The sequence below is a fragment of the Reyranella sp. genome, assembly GCF_004296935.1.
In the GTDB taxonomy this organism is placed as follows: Bacteria; Pseudomonadota; Alphaproteobacteria; order Reyranellales; family Reyranellaceae; genus Reyranella.
In genome coordinates this window covers 39,197-53,679 of record NZ_SCVH01000034.1, presented here as the reverse complement: position 1 = coordinate 53,679, position 14,483 = coordinate 39,197, and the positions used below count along the sequence as shown (strand labels likewise).

18 protein-coding genes are annotated in these 14,483 nt (G+C 65.9%); 11 read left to right on the top strand and 7 right to left on the bottom strand.

The annotated features are described in order from the left end of the window. Together EPO55_RS04715 and gluQRS are read right to left on the bottom strand one after the other, a co-directional pair. Window positions 1-461, bottom strand: a 461-nt coding sequence (locus tag EPO55_RS04715; RefSeq protein ID WP_296335306.1) for a Rieske 2Fe-2S domain-containing protein, incomplete at its 3' end; no start/stop codon positions are given. Window positions 462-470: 9 nt separating this feature from the next. After that, window positions 471-1,328, bottom strand: a complete 858-nt coding sequence (gene gluQRS / locus EPO55_RS04710) for a tRNA glutamyl-Q(34) synthetase GluQRS (RefSeq protein ID WP_296335305.1) — start codon at window positions 1,326-1,328, stop codon at window positions 471-473. 54 nt (window positions 1,329-1,382) lie between these two features. On the opposite strand from gluQRS, the gene EPO55_RS04705 reads away from it, so the two are divergent. From EPO55_RS04705 to EPO55_RS04690, 4 genes are read left to right on the top strand one after another with little or no spacing between them, the layout of a single operon-like run. Next, window positions 1,383-2,060: a DNA-3-methyladenine glycosylase 2 family protein gene (locus EPO55_RS04705; protein ID WP_296335304.1), complete on the top strand. Its 678-nt coding sequence runs from the start codon at window positions 1,383-1,385 to the stop codon at window positions 2,058-2,060. Next, window positions 2,057-2,743: a prolyl oligopeptidase family serine peptidase gene (locus EPO55_RS04700; protein ID WP_296335302.1), complete on the top strand. Its 687-nt coding sequence runs from the start codon at window positions 2,057-2,059 to the stop codon at window positions 2,741-2,743. The genes EPO55_RS04705 and EPO55_RS04700 overlap by 4 nt, the downstream gene beginning before the upstream one ends. Next, on the top strand, window positions 2,736-3,956 hold the full coding sequence (locus tag EPO55_RS04695; protein WP_296335301.1) for a serine hydrolase domain-containing protein: 1,221 nt from the start codon (window positions 2,736-2,738) through the stop codon (window positions 3,954-3,956). The genes EPO55_RS04700 and EPO55_RS04695 overlap by 8 nt, the downstream gene beginning before the upstream one ends. A 12-nt stretch (window positions 3,957-3,968) precedes the next feature. After that, a complete protein-coding gene (locus tag EPO55_RS04690) occupies window positions 3,969-5,246 on the top strand; it encodes an MFS transporter (protein WP_296335299.1) in 1,278 nt (425 codons plus the stop codon). A 514-nt stretch (window positions 5,247-5,760) separates the two neighbouring features. On the opposite strand, the gene EPO55_RS04685 is transcribed toward EPO55_RS04690, so the two are convergent. Together EPO55_RS04685 and EPO55_RS04680 are read right to left on the bottom strand one after the other, a co-directional pair. Beyond that, on the bottom strand, window positions 5,761-6,321 hold the full coding sequence (locus EPO55_RS04685; protein WP_296335298.1) for a hypothetical protein: 561 nt from the start codon (window positions 6,319-6,321) through the stop codon (window positions 5,761-5,763). Between the two features lie 68 nt (window positions 6,322-6,389). Continuing rightward, complete coding sequence (locus EPO55_RS04680; RefSeq protein WP_296335296.1) at window positions 6,390-6,614, bottom strand: DUF2188 domain-containing protein; 225 nt, start codon at window positions 6,612-6,614, stop codon at window positions 6,390-6,392. 156 nt (window positions 6,615-6,770) lie between these two features. Here EPO55_RS04680 and EPO55_RS04675 point away from each other — a divergent pair, with 156 nt between their 5' ends. From EPO55_RS04675 to EPO55_RS04665, 3 genes are all read left to right on the top strand, one after another. Then, window positions 6,771-8,219 (top strand): carotenoid oxygenase family protein, encoded by a 1,449-nt coding sequence (locus EPO55_RS04675; RefSeq protein WP_296335295.1) that lies wholly within the window; start codon window positions 6,771-6,773, stop codon window positions 8,217-8,219. Between the two features lie 135 nt (window positions 8,220-8,354). After that, entirely contained in the window at window positions 8,355-9,020 is a 666-nt protein-coding gene (locus EPO55_RS04670; RefSeq protein WP_296335294.1) for a glutathione S-transferase, read from the top strand. Window positions 9,021-9,090: 70 nt separating this feature from the next. Beyond that, window positions 9,091-10,092: a nitronate monooxygenase family protein gene (locus EPO55_RS04665; RefSeq protein ID WP_296335293.1), complete on the top strand. Its 1,002-nt coding sequence runs from the start codon at window positions 9,091-9,093 to the stop codon at window positions 10,090-10,092. A 2-nt stretch (window positions 10,093-10,094) separates the two neighbouring features. Here EPO55_RS04665 and EPO55_RS04660 read toward each other — a convergent pair whose 3' ends face one another. Together EPO55_RS04660 and EPO55_RS04655 are read right to left on the bottom strand one after the other, a co-directional pair. Next, window positions 10,095-10,481 carry a hypothetical protein gene (locus EPO55_RS04660; RefSeq protein ID WP_296335292.1) on the bottom strand — a complete coding sequence of 129 codons (387 nt, stop codon included), beginning with the start codon at window positions 10,479-10,481 and terminating at the stop codon, window positions 10,095-10,097. After that, entirely contained in the window at window positions 10,441-10,716 is a 276-nt protein-coding gene (locus tag EPO55_RS04655) for a BrnT family toxin (protein ID WP_296335291.1), read from the bottom strand. The genes EPO55_RS04660 and EPO55_RS04655 overlap by 41 nt, the downstream gene beginning before the upstream one ends. Before the next feature lie 89 nt (window positions 10,717-10,805). Here EPO55_RS04655 and EPO55_RS04650 point away from each other — a divergent pair, with 89 nt between their 5' ends. Genes EPO55_RS04650 through EPO55_RS04640 form a run of 3 tightly spaced genes read left to right on the top strand, consistent with a single transcriptional unit; the run spans window position 10,806 to window position 12,478 of the window. Further along, window positions 10,806-11,387 carry a YqaA family protein gene (locus tag EPO55_RS04650; protein WP_296335290.1) on the top strand — a complete coding sequence of 194 codons (582 nt, stop codon included), beginning with the start codon at window positions 10,806-10,808 and terminating at the stop codon, window positions 11,385-11,387. Window positions 11,388-11,396: 9 nt separating this feature from the next. Next, window positions 11,397-11,906 (top strand): disulfide bond formation protein B, encoded by a 510-nt coding sequence (locus EPO55_RS04645; protein ID WP_296335289.1) that lies wholly within the window; start codon window positions 11,397-11,399, stop codon window positions 11,904-11,906. Further along, window positions 11,903-12,478, top strand: a complete 576-nt coding sequence (locus EPO55_RS04640; protein ID WP_296335288.1) for a demethoxyubiquinone hydroxylase family protein — start codon at window positions 11,903-11,905, stop codon at window positions 12,476-12,478. Before EPO55_RS04645 ends, EPO55_RS04640 begins: the two co-directional genes overlap by 4 nt. 102 nt (window positions 12,479-12,580) lie before the next feature. Here EPO55_RS04640 and EPO55_RS04635 read toward each other — a convergent pair whose 3' ends face one another. After that, a complete protein-coding gene (locus EPO55_RS04635; RefSeq protein WP_296335286.1) occupies window positions 12,581-13,144 on the bottom strand; it encodes an HNH endonuclease in 564 nt (187 codons plus the stop codon). A 169-nt stretch (window positions 13,145-13,313) separates the two neighbouring features. Between EPO55_RS04635 and EPO55_RS04630 the strand changes: the two genes are divergently transcribed. Further along, window positions 13,314-14,474, top strand: coding sequence for a serine hydrolase domain-containing protein (locus EPO55_RS04630; protein WP_296335284.1), 1,161 nt, complete (start codon window positions 13,314-13,316; stop codon window positions 14,472-14,474). Window positions 14,475-14,483: the final 9 nt, after the last annotated feature.

Below are 14,483 nucleotides of genomic sequence, written 5' to 3'. Positions count from 1 at the left end.
GGTGCGGCTTCCGGCCGCACCAGCCCGTGGCTCGCGAGATCGACGCCGGCGAAGCCCACCTTGTCCGTCGTGCCCAGGAGCTTGCCGGCGAGATCGTAGGTCCAGCCGTGATAGGGGCAGGTGAAGGCCCGCGCATTGCCGCAGCCGTCGGCCACCGGCGCGCCGCGATGGCGGCAGATGTTGGCGAAGGCTTTTACGCTGCCGTCGGCGCCGCGGGTCATCAGCACCGGCATGCCGGCCACGTCCTCGGTGACATAGTCGCCGGGTTTGGCGAGGCGCGCCGACAGTCCCATGAAGATCGGCTGGTCGCGGAACAACCGGTCGCGCTCCAGGCTCGCGCGCTCGCGGCTGGAATAGGCGATCACGCGGTTGCGGAACAGGGAGTCCGCGAGATCGGTGGTGCGGCCGTCGATATGGCCGAGCAGCCGCCTCCCGACGGCCAGTTCTTCGTTTCGGTCCATGACGGAATGTTAGGCCTGCCCGGCCGCGGCCGCCAGTGTGCGGCGGCGCACTTCTTCAGGGCTCAAACCGCTTTCGCGTAGCGACCGTATGGTGAGGTCCTTGTCGCGCTTGGCCAGGCGTCGGCCGGTCGCGTCCGTGATCAGGCCGTGATGGGCATAGAGCGGCGTCGCATAGCCCAGCAGGCGCTGCAGCAGGACGTGGATGTGGGTGGAGGGCAGGATGTCCTCGCCGCGCGTCACCAGGGTCACGCCCTGCAGGTGGTCGTCGACCGTGACCGAGAGGTGGTAGCTGGTCGGCGTGTCCTTGCGGGCGATCACGAAGTCGCCCATCAGCAGCGGCTGGCCTTCCAGGCGCCCGCGGCCCTCGTCGACGAAATCGTAGGGGCCGGCGGCCGCCGCCGCGCGGGCCGCATCAAGACGGATGCAGTGTTCGCGACCGGCGGCGATGCGCCGCTTGCGTTCGGCGGGCGTGAGGTTCCGGCAGGTGCCGGGGTATAGCGGACCGTCGGGGCCGTGCGGGGCGGCGGCGGAGGCGGCGATCTCGCGTTCGATCTCGGCGCGGCTGCAGAAGCAGGGATAGACCAGGCCGCGCCCGCTCAGCCGGCCGAGTTGGTGGCCGTAGTCGGAGAAATGATCGGACTGACGACGGACCTCGCCATCCCAGTCGAGGCCGAGCCATTTCAGGTCCCGGAGGATGGCGGTCTCGTACTCGCGTCGACAGCGGCGAATGTCGGTGTCCTCGATGCGCACCAGGAACCGGCCGCCGGCCTCGCGCGCCCTGGTCCAGGCGATCAGCGCCGAATAGGCGCTGCCGAGATGAAGCAAGCCGGTCGGGCTGGGGGCAAAACGCGTGACCACTGACGGCACGAGGGACATCATCGGACGTTACAGCGGCCTCGCACGGCATGCTATGCCGGACGCGTGAGCAAGATCGTCCTCGACGACGCCAACCTCAAAAAAGCGATGCGCTACCTTGCGCGGGCCGATGCGGATTTCGCGCGCGTGCTGAAGGAGGTGGGACATCCCGTGCGCCGCGAGATGCCGACGGGCTTCGGCGGGCTGATGCGCTCGATCGTGGGCCAGCAGGTCTCGGTCCATGCCGCGCGCAGCATCTGGCTCCGGCTCGAGGCCGCGGTGCCGTCGATGGAGCCGGCGGAGTTCCTGGCCCAGAACGACGAGCAACTCCGCGCCGTCGGCCTCAGTGGCGCCAAGGTGCGCTACGGCCGCAGCCTCGCCACCGACGTCGTCGAGGGCCGCATCGATTTCTCCGCCCTCGACGATCTCGACGACGCGGCAGCGATCGCCATGCTGACCCAGGCCAAGGGCATCGGCCCGTGGACGGCCGAAATCTACCTGATGTTCGCGCACGGCCGGCCCGACATCATGCCCGGCCTCGATCTCGGGCTGGTGGTGGCGGCGCAGCACCTCAAGCGGCTGCGCAAGCGGCCCGACGCAAAGCGGCTTCTCAAAATCGCCGAGGCATGGCGGCCGTGGCGCAGTGCCGCCGCGCTGCTGCTCTGGCACTATCGCCGCAGCATGCCGGACTGGGGTCCCAAGCCCCTCAAGGAAGACATCAAGGTGGGGAAGAAGGCCAAATGACCAAGCCCGCGACGACCAGGCTCGAAGGCGCCAGTTACGGCCCGCAGGGCGACGGCAGGCCTGGCCATCTCGTGATCCTGTTGCACGGCTACGGCGCCGACGGCAACGACCTGATCGGTCTCGCACCCGTGCTGGCGCCGCTGATGCCCGACGTGGTGTTCCATGCCCCCAACGCGCCCTACCCTTGCGAGGGCAATCCCTTCGGCTATCAGTGGTTCGGCATCTCGCGCCTCGAACCGGCGCTGACCCTGGCCGGCGTGCGCAGCGCGGCACCCCTGGTCGATGCCTTCCTCGACGAGACCATGGCCCAATACGGACTGGACGAGTCCAGGACCGCGCTGGTCGGCTTCAGCCAGGGCACCATGATGGCGCTGCACGTTGGCCTCCGCCGTGCCAGGCCGCTCGCCGGCATCGTGGGTTTCTCCGGCATGCTGGCCGGGCCGGAGATTCTGAAGGACGAGATCAGGTCGCGGCCGCCCATTCTGCTGGCCCACGGCGACAGCGACGACATGCTGCCGCACGTGCTGACCGAGCGCGCCGCCGGCACACTGCAGCAGAACGATGTCGCCGTCGCTGTCCATATTGCCGAGGGCGTCGGCCATGGCATCGACCAGACCGCACTGAGCCATGCCGCGCGCTTCCTGCTCGAGGTCTTCGAGCTGCCGATACCGAACAATGGTTGAGGGCACGTGCAAGCCGGGCTTCGAGCGCGTCGCCGAAGCTTTTGAGGCGAACTTCGTCAAGAACGGCGAAGTCGGCGCCTCGGTCTGCCTGACGGCGGGCGGCGAGACCGTGGTCGACCTGTGGGGCGGCGTCACCGAGCCCAAGAGCGGGACGCCGTGGAAACAGGACACGGTGAGCATCGTGTTCTCCTGCACCAAGGGCGCGACGGCACTCTGCGCGCATATCCTGGCCTCTCGCGGCCAGCTCGATCTCGATGCGCCGGTGGTCGAGCTGTGGCCGGAGTTCGGCCAGCACGGCAAGCAGGCCGTGACCACGCGCATGATGCTCGATCATTCCGCCGGCGTGCCGGCGCTGCGCGCCAAGGTGAAGGACGACGGGCCCTACGACTGGACCTACATGACGGAGCGGCTGGCGGGCGAGGAGCCGTTCTGGGTGCCCGGCACGCGCAACGGCTATCACGGCTTCACCTTCGGCTGGACCGTGGGCGAGATGGTGCGGCGGGCCAGCGGCAAGTCGCTGGGCACGTTCTTCCAGGAAGAAGTCGCCAAGCCGCTGGGCCTCGATTTCTGGATCGGCCTGCCGGAAGAGATCGAGCCGCGCGTCGCGCCGATCCTGCCGCATGTCTACAAGACCGAGGACATGAAGACGCCCTTCCTGCTCGACCTCGGCACCAACAAGCAATCCCCCGCCGCCCAGTTCTTCTTCAACATCGGCGCCTGGCGGGCCGGCGGCGCCAACACCCGCGCCGGCCGTGCCGCCGAGATCGGCGCCGCCAACGGCGTCACCAACGCCCGTGGCCTCGCCGGCATGTACGCCCCGCTGGCAAACGGCGGCGGCAAGCTCGTGGACGCCAAGACGCTCGCCCGCATGGGCGAGGTTTCCATGGCGACGCACGACGACGCCACCTTGCGCATCCCGACGCGCTTTGCCTTGGGCTTCATGAAGTCGATGGACAACCGCAAGCGCAGCCTGGGGGCCAAACTGTTCGGCGAGGATTGCGACAGCGTCATCCTGGGCAGCGCCGCCTTCGGCCATGTCGGCGCCGGCGGCTCGCTGGGTTTCGCCGATCCCGCCGCCGGCCTCTCCTTCGGCTACACCATGAACCGCATGGGCCCCGGCCTGCTGATGAACGGCCGCGGCCAGTCCCTGGTCGACGCCGCCTATCTGTCTCTCGGCTACAAGAACAAGGACGGCGGCGTGTGGGCGCGCTGAGCTGAGCACAAGATGCTGCCGATCTTCCGTCCGCTCAAAGATCCCGCCGTCGCGACCGTGTGGTCGGGGCTCGCCGCCTCGACCATCGGCGAGGACCTGTTCCGTGTCGCCGTGGTGTGGATCGCCGCCGAGCAGATCGGCAACGCCGCGGGCTACGTCAACGCCGCGCAATACGGCGCCATGCTCGTGGTCGGCCTTTTGGGCGCCTCGGTGATCGACCGCTGGCGCGCCGACCGCGCCATGATCGGCGCCAAATACGCGAGCGCCGTGCTGGCCCTGATGCCGGTCGCCGGCGCCTATGTCTGGGGCGTGTCGATCCCGCTCCTCGTGCTGGCGGTGATGGGCATCGCCGCCTTGCGCATGGTGTTCACGCCGGCGCTGCAGTCGGCGGTGCCGGTGCTGGTGCCCGACCGCGACGCCATGCAGTCGATCAACGGCCTGTTCGACGCCACCTGGCGGCTGGCCCGCCTGATCGGGCCGATGCTGGCCGCGGTGCTGAACTCGATCCTGCCGGTCATCCACTTTCTCTCGGTCACCGCCGCCGGCTTCATCCTCTCGGGGCTCGCGATCTGGGCGGTGCGCGACCGGCTGGTCGACAGCAACCACCAGCCGCAGCGCGGCCGCGCCGGCCTGCACGGCATCTGGGACGCGCTGCTCGACGGCGCGCGCCTGATGCGGCGCGAGCGCACCATCGGCACGCTGCTGCTGGTGAATGCGCTGGCCAACGGGCCGTGGAGCGTGGCGCTGCAACTCTGCATCGCCCTGATGGTGAAGCAGCACGACCCGCGCCTGTTCGACTTCGAGGGGCTGGCGGCGCTCGGCCTGATCATCGGCGTCAGCGGCGCGGGCGACGTTGCCGGCAACCTGATCGCGGGCAGCGTCCGCTTTCGCCGGCCGCTGTCGACGATGTTCCTGGGCTATGTCGCGATGGGCGGCGGCTTCGCGCTGATCGCGGTCGCGGCCTGGCTGCTGCCCAATCCGTGGATGCTGCCGGCCATGATGCTGGCGGGGCTCCTCGCCGGCTTCGGCGGGCCCTTCTACTTCATCCCCATGATCACCCGCCTGCAGACCGCCTATCGCGGACCCGAGATCGCCCGCGTGTTCCGGCTGCGGCTCGCGGTGATGGCGGGCTCGATGCTGGCCTTCAATCTCGCCGCCACGCCGCTCTTCGACCTGCTGGGGCCCACCCTCACCGAATTCCTGTTCGGCCTGCTGATCCTGGCGCTGGGCATCGGCGGGCATTTCTATTTTCGGCGGGTCGAAATCCGGCCGCAGAAATTGCCGTCGTAATCCCTGGCCCAACTTTTCAAATCTGGCCCAACTCGGCCTACAGAAATTTGGCTTTTAAGCCGCCTAAAAGCCAACAAATACAGCCTTTCCCGGGCCTCGGCGGGCCCACCTGAAACGTGGGAGTGTTGGGCCCGAAGTTGGGCCCGCACCTGTCTCCCGTTCGCGATCGGGGATCTCTTTTCACGCGTTCGTTGCGGCCGTCGTTCCATCGTTGCGCTCTGTCGTGGCCCTGGGGCGCCTGGTTGAGTCCGGCGGCGTTCTTGCCTCTCCGACGGCCATCGGAAAGGCGGGCTTGTTGTTGTCTCTGTCCGCAGGTCAGGACCCGCGGCGGCTGCACCAAGCGCCTAAGCGCGAACCCGCGGGCGGCCGCGGGCAGGTCTTGCCGGAATGAAAAAGGCCGGCGCCCGCATATGCATGCGACTCACCAACCTATCAAAATAATAGGCCAAAACCTGCTGAAATGTCAAGTCTTTCTTATGACCTGAAATCTGGCCATTTGACACAGCGCTCACCGCTAAGCTGGCTGGCCAGCGTTCATCCACTCGTGCATGGCTCGGATTATCTCAGCTGTCGGATATTCTTTGATATCCTCCTGCGAGGAGCCTGCAGCTAACTCCCGCTCCCAATACCATTCTTGAAAGGCGATGTACTTTCCCTGAATACGGGCCGCTCCGATAGCGACTGCGCCTGCCTGTGCTACGAGCCAGCTCCTGACATGCCGAACAGCCTTCTGGTGATTGCCACCATGAGCATGAATATCCCACCCCGAGATGTCGGACAGGACCTTCTGGTAATCGAATCTTGTTTCTTCAAGGATTAAGATCGACTTGTTAGCGAGTTTGCCGATCCCGAACCTTCGGCAAGCATGATCTATGCCCAGCTCAAAGGGCATATTCATCCGAGAAAACTCGTTTGCTGTTGTTGATTTGCATCGAGACAAATCATGAATTGCGTACTTCGAGCCGCGCACCAATTCGACAATGCGGTCGAGACGGCCCGCAGCGTTATCGGCGTTCTCTGGAGCAAGGCGTGGATAGAATCCTAAGTAGACAACGCAGAACGCAATCGCCTGCAAGATTGGGGCGTATTCGCCATCGAATGGGCAATTAATGAAGACCGACCGGTCGAACGGTGGCGGCAATGTCAGCCCTTTGGGGGAAGTGGGTCTTTGCCGTAGGAATTCCGTTCGCGAATTCGCCCGTCCTTACCGTGAACGTAAAGTTCAGTTCGCTGAGTCCGAGCGATCTTTGTGGCTGCCTCGATCGCCGCCGTTTGTGTTGTGTACGTGCTCGTGGCCTTGGAAGAACCAGCCTTCTTCACGCTCCAGCCTCGCGCATCAGGGACGACGTGTTGACCTTTCTTAGACATGTCTGCTCAAGCCTCCTTTCTTAGTATAGCGCCCTGAGATCGGGTGCCCCAATATCGTTATTGTCCTCAGAATCCCCTTGCGGGGAACAGTGTGTATTGATAGCGTCGATTAGATACACGACGTTACCGTTACGTCTCAACAGGAGGAACCCCGCCATGGCCAAGGCCTTCCCGACCGACAATCCCTTCCTGCGCGGCTACTACGGCCCGGTGAACGCCGAGGCCGATGCCGGCCACCTGCACATCACCGGCGAGATGCCACGCGAGCTTTGCGGCACGCTCTACCGCAACGGCCCCAACCCGCAGTTCGCGCCGCGCGGGCCCTACCACTGGTTCGGCGGCGACGGCATGATCCACGCCTTCCACATCGAGAACGGCAACGTCTCCTACAAGAACCGCTGGGTCCGCACGCCCAAGTGGAAAATGGAGAACGAGGAGGGCGAAGGCCTCTCCGGCGTCTTCGGCAACCCGCGCTACACCGACCCGCGCGTCTTTGCGCTCAACTCGACCATCGCCAACACCAACATCGTCTGGCATGCCGGCCGCCTGCTGGCGCTCGAGGAGGCGCATGCGCCCTATTCGCTCGATCCGGCGAGCCTGATGCCGGTCGGTCCCGACGGCGGCTACGAGACCTACGGCAACAAGCTCAACGGCCCGTTCACGGCGCATCCCAAGTTCGATCCCGAGACCGGCGAGATGATCTTCTTCGGCTACTCGGCCAGCGGCCGCTTCACCAAGGAAGTGAGCATCCAGACCGTCGACAAGCACGGCAAGGTGACGCGCGCCGAAATCCTGGAAGGCCCCTTCCCCTCGATGATCCACGACTTCGCCGTGACCAGGAACTGGATCGTGGTGCCGATCTTCCCGCTCACCAGCTCGATGGAACGCGCCATGGGCGGCCTGCCGCCCTTCGCCTGGGAGCCCGACAAGGGCACGCACATCGCCTTCATCCCGCGCAAGGGCACGGTGGCCGACGTGAAGTGGGTGACGGCGCCCGCCTCCTACGTCTTCCATCCGATGAACCATTTCGAGACGGCCGACGGCAAGATCGTGGTCGACGTCATGAAATACGACGTGGCGCCGCTGTTCCCGCTGCCCGACGGCACACCCTCGACCAAGGAACCGCCGATGGCGAAGCTCTACCGCTGGACCTTCGATCTCGCCGGGCCCAGTCACCTGAGGGGCAACACCATGAAGGAGGAGCAGCTCGACGATCGTTCGGGCGAGTTCCCGCGCTTCGACGAGCGCTTCTGCATGAGCGACTACCGCCACGGCTGGATCGTGGCCGGCGACATCACCGATCCCAAGACCGGCGAGCCGCGCCAGGACGGGCTCGTCCATTACGACCTCAAGAGCGGCAAGAGCACGGGCTGGTGCGCCGGCCCCGACGACCGGTTCGGCGAACCGATCTTCGTGCCGCGCTCGGACGGTGCCGCCGAGGGTGACGGCTGGCTGCTGAGCGTGCTGTTCCGCGGCGAAGAAAAGCGCAGCGACCTTGCGGTGTTCGAGGCGACCGACCTCGCCAAGGGCCCGATCGCGCTGGCGCATCTGAGCAGCCGCGTGCCGGCGGGCTTCCACGGCAACTGGCGGCCGGGATCGCTGTAATCCCTACTCCTCCTCCCCCGTCATACGGGGGAGGTGCCTGTAGGGCGGAGGGGGAAGGCGACATCAAGACTGTTGCCTTCCCCCTCCCTGCCCTCCCCCGTATGACGGGGGAGGAGAAGAAAGAGAGAGCAAGCCATGATCACCGTCCATCACCTGAACAACTCGCGCTCGCAGCGCATCCTGTGGATGCTGGAAGAGCTCGGCGTGCCGTACGAGATCAAGCGCTACGAGCGCGAGCGCTCGATGCAGGCGCCGGCCTCGCTGCGTGCCGTGCATCCGCTGGGTAAATCACCGGTGATCACCGACGGCGACAAGACGCTGGCGGAGTCAGGCGCCATCCTTGAATACCTGGCCGAGACCTATGGCGGCGGCAGGTTCGCGCCGGCCGCCGGGACGCCGGAGCGGCTGCACTACACCTACTTCATGCACTATGCCGAAGGCTCGCTGATGCCGCTGCTGTTCATGAAGCTGGTGTTCGGCAAGCTGCCGGAGCGCGTGCCCTTCTTCATGCGACCGGTCGCCCGCGCCATCGCCAAGGGCGCCGACAAGACGCTGCTGGGCCCACAGATCACCAACCACTTCGCCTTCCTCGAAGGCGAACTCGGCAAGCGCGAGTGGTTCGCCGGCAGGGAATTCTCGGCCGCCGACATCCAGATGAGCTTTCCCCTGGAAGCCGCCGCCGCGCGCTCGCCGCTGTTTGCCCGGCTGCCCAAGCTCAAGGCCTTCGTCGACCGGATCCAGGCGCGGCCGGCCTACAAGCGCGCGGTCGAAAAGGGCGGCGCCTACGAGATCCTGAAATAGACGACGACCCTGACCGGTTTGTGCTAGGTCCGGTCCAAATCTGCGAATTGTCCTTCCAAGGAGCGAAACGATGGCCCTTCCGGCCCTGCTGCGCGACAGCCTGTCGATCCCCGTGGTCGGCGCGCCCCTCTTCATCGTGTCCAATCCCGATCTGGTGATCGAGCAGTGCAAGGCCGGCATCGTCGGCGCCTTCCCGGCGCTCAATGCGCGGCCCAAGGAAATGCTCGAGGAGTGGCTGAAGCGCATCACCTCGGAGCTCAGCGAATACAAGGCCAAGCACCCCGAGAAGAAGGTGGCGCCCTTCGCGGTCAACCAGATCGTGCACAGCTCGAACGACCGGCTGCAGCACGACATCGATCTCTGCGAAAAATACAAGGTGCCGATCCAGATCACCTCGCTGCGCGCGCCCGACGACGTGGTGAAATCGGCGCACCGCTACGGCTGCCTGGTGTTCCATGACGTCACCAACGTGAAGCACGCCAAGCGCGCGCTGCAGGCCGGTGTCGACGGGCTGATCCTGGTCTGCGCCGGCGCCGGCGGCCATGCCGGCGCCCTGTCGCCCTTCGCCCTGGTGCCCGAAGTGCGCCAGTTCTACGACGGCACCATCCTGCTCTCGGGCTCGATCTCCAACGGCGCCTCGGTGCTGGCGGCCCAGGCGATGGGCGCCGATCTCGCCTACCTCGGCACGCGCTTCACGGCGAGCAAGGAAGGCAACGCCACCGAAGGCAACAAGCAGTGCATCATCGACTCGTCGGGCGAGGAGATCGTGTACACCAACCTCTTCACCGGCGTGCACGGCAACTACCTGAAGCGCAGCGTCGCGGCGGCCGGCCTCGACCCCGACGCGCTGCCCGAAGCCGACAAGAGCAAGATGAACTTCGGCTCGGGCGGCAACTCCAAGGCCAAGGCGTGGCGCGACATCTGGGGCGCGGGCCAGGGCGTCGGTCAGATCTTCGATGCGCCGCCGGCGGCCGAGATCGTGGCCCGGCTGAAAGCCGAGTATGAGGCGGCTCGGGCGGCGTTGTTCGCCGGCGAGACGGTGCCGACGCGGTTCAAGCAGGCGGCGGAGTAGCCTTAGAGACCGATTGCCCGTCGAACCGCTTCGGGCTCGCGGTCGATCACTTGCAGCAAAGCACGCGCCGCGCCGGCCGGCCGGCGCCGGTGCTGCTCCCATTCCTGCACCGTCCGAACGCTGACGCCAAACACATGGGCGAATGCTGTCTGCGACATTCTGAGGCGCTTACGCACAACGCTCGGATCGATCGCCTTCAGGGGCTTCACGCGTCGGAACGAAGAGATCTCGCGCGCCGTCAGGACGGGCGCATCCTTGTCGGGCGCAAAAGCAGCGGGGCTATTCAGTCGCGACCGATCTACTCGTGCATGCACAATGCGACCGTTGCTTCTAAGCCGCCCTTCGCGATCAAGCCTGACGCGCTCGATATGCTCGATCTTCGTTGTCATGTGCTCTCCGTGCCGAAATTATCCGGGTGCGACGTCCACGCTTGGTAAACACGACGAAGTAAGTCTGTCCGTCAATTTCGCCTATTGTCTGATAACGCCGTTCACCGTAGTTGCGCCTCAAATCCTCGCGTTCGAGCCTGAAGGGGTCCAAAAACACGAAAGACGCGAAGCGAAAATCGAAGCCGCGATTATTCAGCGTTGCTTCGCTCTTCTCTGGATCCCACTCGAAGTCCACAGCTTTATATACGTCATTGACGTATAACCTTCAAGGTATTGCCGGCTGCTTTGCCAAACCGCAAGCCCGCCTGCTAGGGAAGCGGCCACATGATCCGTAGCCTGTACGATTGGGTGATCCGCCTCGCCGGTCACCGCCGTGCCATTCCCGCCCTGGGCGTGGTCTCGTTCCTGGAAAGCTCGTTCTTTCCCATCCCGCCCGACGTGATGCTGATCCCGATGGTGCTGGCCAATCGCGACAAGGCCTTCCGCATCGCGCTGGTCTGCACCGTTTGCTCCGTGCTCGGCGGGCTGCTGGGTTATGCCATCGGCTACTACTTCTTCGAGACCGTCGGTGCCTGGGTTGTGAAGACCTATGGCCTGCAGGCCGGCCTGGATGCCTTCCGGCACGGCTTCCAGGAACACGGCATCTGGATCATCCTGATCAAGGGCTTGACCCCCATCCCCTACAAGCTGGTGACCATCGCCTCGGGGGCGGCGCATTTCGACCTGTTCACGTTCGTGTGGGCGTCCATCGTGACGCGTGGCCTGCGCTTCTTTCTCGTGGCAGCCTTGCTGTGGAAATTCGGAGAGCCGATCCGGGCCTTCATCGAGAAGCGCCTGACCCTGCTCACCTGGCTGTTCCTGTTCGCCCTGATCGGCGGCTTCGTCGCCTTCCGCTACCTGTTCTGAGAAAGCTCCATGGCCTCCCCCCACCGCCTCCCCTTGCCCAGCCTGGTCGGTCTTCTGGCGGCGCTCGGCAGCGGTGCACTGCTGGGGGGGGCGCTGTACTTCCAGTACGGCATGGGATTGGCACCCTGCGAGATGTGCCACTGGCAGCGCTGGCCGCACATGGTCGCCGTCGCAACCGGCCTGTTTGCCGCAGCCTCCTTCGCCTGGCCGCGCCTGGCGCTGGTGTTCGCGCTCACGGCGATCACCGCCCTGCTCGTCACCTCGGCCATCGGCGTCTTCCATGTCGGCGTCGAATACCGTTGGTGGGAAGGCCCGCAAACCTGTTCGGGCAACATCCCGCGCGGCCTCTCGACGGAGCAGCTCAAGAAATACCTGTTCGGCGCCAGGATGGTGCGTTGCGACGAGACCGTGTGGTCGCTGTGGGGCCTCTCGATGGCCGGCTGGAATGCGTTCCTGTCCGCGGCCCTTGCCTTCGTGCTGGGCTCGGCCGTCTTCCGCTGGAGCCGCGTGCGCACATGAAGACCGCCCAGAAGACTGCAGAGAACCGCAATCCCGGCGACCCCGACGCCCGCACCTTCGTCGAGCGCACGATCCGTGTCGACCAGGCCGGCGAATTCGGCGCCGTGCGCATCTACGAAGGCCAGCTCGCGGCCCTTCGCTGGACCGGGCGCGGCCATGGCGAGGCCAGCCGCAAGATCGCCGCCATGGCGCGGGCCGAACGCCGCCACAACAAGGAATTCGACCGCCTGCTGGTGGCGCGCCGCGTGCGGCCGACGCTCCTGACGCCACTGTGGAGCGTGGCGGGTTTTGCGCTCGGTGCCGCCACGGCGCTGATGGGCGAGAAGGCCGCGATGGCCTGCACCGTGGCAGTCGAGGAGACGATCGACGAGCACTACGCGGGCCAAGCCGCGGCACTCGGCGACGACGAGGCCGAGCTGCGCGGCACCATAGAAACGTTCCGCGCCGAGGAGATCGAGCACAGGGACGAGGCGCTGGCCGCAGGCGCCGAACAGGCGCCGGCCTACGGGCCGCTGACCGCCGCCATCAAGGCAGGCTCGCGCCTGGCCATCTGGCTGTCGACGCGCGTCTGAGGCACCGAGATTCATTCTGAAGCGAGCGGGCTCCCGCGCCTTCGCGGCTTGTAACCAAGCCGCTGTGAAGGCGCTGCCGCCCGCCAGCACGTATGAACGTGCTTAGTTCTGATCGAGTTCGCTGTCCCAATAGAGAAAGTCGCGCCAGCTCTCGTGCAGGTAGCCGGGCGGGAAGGCGCGGCCGTTTTCCTGCAACAGCTGCGTCGTCGGCTCGGCCGGCGGGCGCTGCAGGTGCATGGCGCTCTCCTGCAGCAGGCGATTGCCCTTGAGCAGGTTGCACGGGCTGCAGGCGGTGACGACGTTGCTCCAGCTCGTGCGGCCGCCGCGCGACTTCGGCACGACATGGTCGAACGTGAGGACGTTGGTGGCGAAGTCGCCACCGCAATACTGGCAATGGAAGCGGTCGCGCAGGAAGACGTTGAACCGCGTGAACGCCGGCCGCCGCGCCGCCGGCACGTATTCCTTCAGCGCAATGACGCTCGGCAGCCGCATCTCGAAGGACGGGCTGTGGATCTTGCGCTCGTATTCGGAGATGACGCTGACCCGGTCGAGGAACACCGCCTTGACGGTGTCCTGCCACGACCAGATAGACAGTGGAAAATACGAAAGAGGCCGAAAATCGGCGTTGAGCACCAGCGCGTGGCAGGACTCAAGGCCCGGCGTCACGGCTAGCCCCGCGGCCGTTGGCAGGGACTACTCGGAAAGTCCATTCGGTCCAACATGGCGCGCATTGTGGCAAAGTTTTTCGGAAACACAATATGTCGGTGGCACGGTCATCGACATGCCATCCAGGCATAATATAGTCGCCACACGCGGGAACCTTCTGGGGGAGCCTATGGACACCACCATCCACACGCAGCCGGCGACGGGATTTCCATTGCCGCCGGCCGACCTCGGGTCCCTGGGCTTTCGCCTGGAGCAGATCGATCGACTGACGGCCTTGATCGAACGACACATCGCCGAGGGTCATTATCCCGGTTGTCAGATCGCGCTCGCCCGCCACGGCAAGCTCGGCCTGTTCAAGAGCTTCGGCAAGGCCGCGACCGAGCCCAAGCCGCGCGCCGCGGCCGATGACACGCTGTGGCTGCTCTATTCCAACACCAAGGTGGTGACCGCCGTCGCCCTGTGGACGCTGGCCGAGCGCGGCCTGTTCTCCTTCTCCGACAGGATCGCCGACCACGTGCCGGAGTTTGCCAAGAACGCCAAGGGCAACATCACCGTGCTGCAGGTGATCACCCATCAGGCGGGCTATCCCAATGCCGTCGTCGGGCCCGATGCCTGGGCCGACCACAAGCGGCTGCGCGAGGTCGTCTGCGACTTCCCGCTCGAATGGTCGCCGGGATCGAAGGTCCATTATCATGGCCAGAGCGCACACTGGACGCTGGGTGTGCTGATCGAGGCGCTGACCGGCAAGGATTTCCGCGACGTCATCCGCGAGACGGTCTGCGACAAGCTGGGACTCGGCCGCGAACTCTATGTCGGCCTGCCGGAAAGCGAATTCGGCCGCGCCGCCGACATGCATGAGCCTCTTCCCGCTGGCGGCGGCTCACGTCCGCTCGCCGACAACAACTCGGCGGCTTGGCGCAAGAGCGGCGCGCCGGGCGCCGGCGGCTACGCCACGGCCCGCGCGATGGTCGCGCTCTACCAGATGATGCTGAACGGCGGCGAGCTTGCCGGCCGGCGCATCGTCTCGCCGCGCCTGCTGCAATACGCCATCCGCAACCACACCGGCGACCGGGTCGACGAGTTCATGGGCATGCCCATGCATCGCGGCCTGGGGCCGCATCTGCGCGGCACGACCGACAATGTCCGTGGCCTCGGCGGCTTCGCCAGCCCGCGCGCCTTCGGCCATGGCGGCGTCGGCACCTCCTACTGCTGGGGCGACCCCGATTCCGGCGTGTCCTTCGCCTACATCACCAACAACCGCATCCCCGATCCCTGGCACAGCAAGCGGCTCGACCAGGTGGCGAATCTGGTGCACGCGGCCATTCTCTAGAGCGACCCT

What these genes read in the sequence shown, in the direction of transcription:
- EPO55_RS04700 (WP_296335302.1), top strand. Translation starts at nt 2,057, where the DNA reads ATGACCAAGCCCGCGACGACCAGGCTCGAAGGCGCCAGTTACGGCCCG.
- EPO55_RS04695 (WP_296335301.1), top strand. Translation starts at nt 2,736, where the DNA reads ATGGTTGAGGGCACGTGCAAGCCGGGCTTCGAGCGCGTCGCCGAAGCT.
- EPO55_RS04690 (WP_296335299.1), top strand. Translation starts at nt 3,969, where the DNA reads ATGCTGCCGATCTTCCGTCCGCTCAAAGATCCCGCCGTCGCGACCGTG.
- EPO55_RS04680 (WP_296335296.1), bottom strand. Translation starts at nt 6,614, where the DNA reads ATGTCTAAGAAAGGTCAACACGTCGTCCCTGATGCGCGAGGCTGGAGC.
- EPO55_RS04675 (WP_296335295.1), top strand. Translation starts at nt 6,771, where the DNA reads ATGGCCAAGGCCTTCCCGACCGACAATCCCTTCCTGCGCGGCTACTAC.
- EPO55_RS04670 (WP_296335294.1), top strand. Translation starts at nt 8,355, where the DNA reads ATGATCACCGTCCATCACCTGAACAACTCGCGCTCGCAGCGCATCCTG.
- EPO55_RS04665 (WP_296335293.1), top strand. Translation starts at nt 9,091, where the DNA reads ATGGCCCTTCCGGCCCTGCTGCGCGACAGCCTGTCGATCCCCGTGGTC.
- EPO55_RS04660 (WP_296335292.1), bottom strand. Translation starts at nt 10,481, where the DNA reads ATGACAACGAAGATCGAGCATATCGAGCGCGTCAGGCTTGATCGCGAA.
- EPO55_RS04650 (WP_296335290.1), top strand. Translation starts at nt 10,806, where the DNA reads ATGATCCGTAGCCTGTACGATTGGGTGATCCGCCTCGCCGGTCACCGC.
- EPO55_RS04645 (WP_296335289.1), top strand. Translation starts at nt 11,397, where the DNA reads ATGGCCTCCCCCCACCGCCTCCCCTTGCCCAGCCTGGTCGGTCTTCTG.
- EPO55_RS04640 (WP_296335288.1), top strand. Translation starts at nt 11,903, where the DNA reads ATGAAGACCGCCCAGAAGACTGCAGAGAACCGCAATCCCGGCGACCCC.
- EPO55_RS04630 (WP_296335284.1), top strand. Translation starts at nt 13,314, where the DNA reads ATGGACACCACCATCCACACGCAGCCGGCGACGGGATTTCCATTGCCG.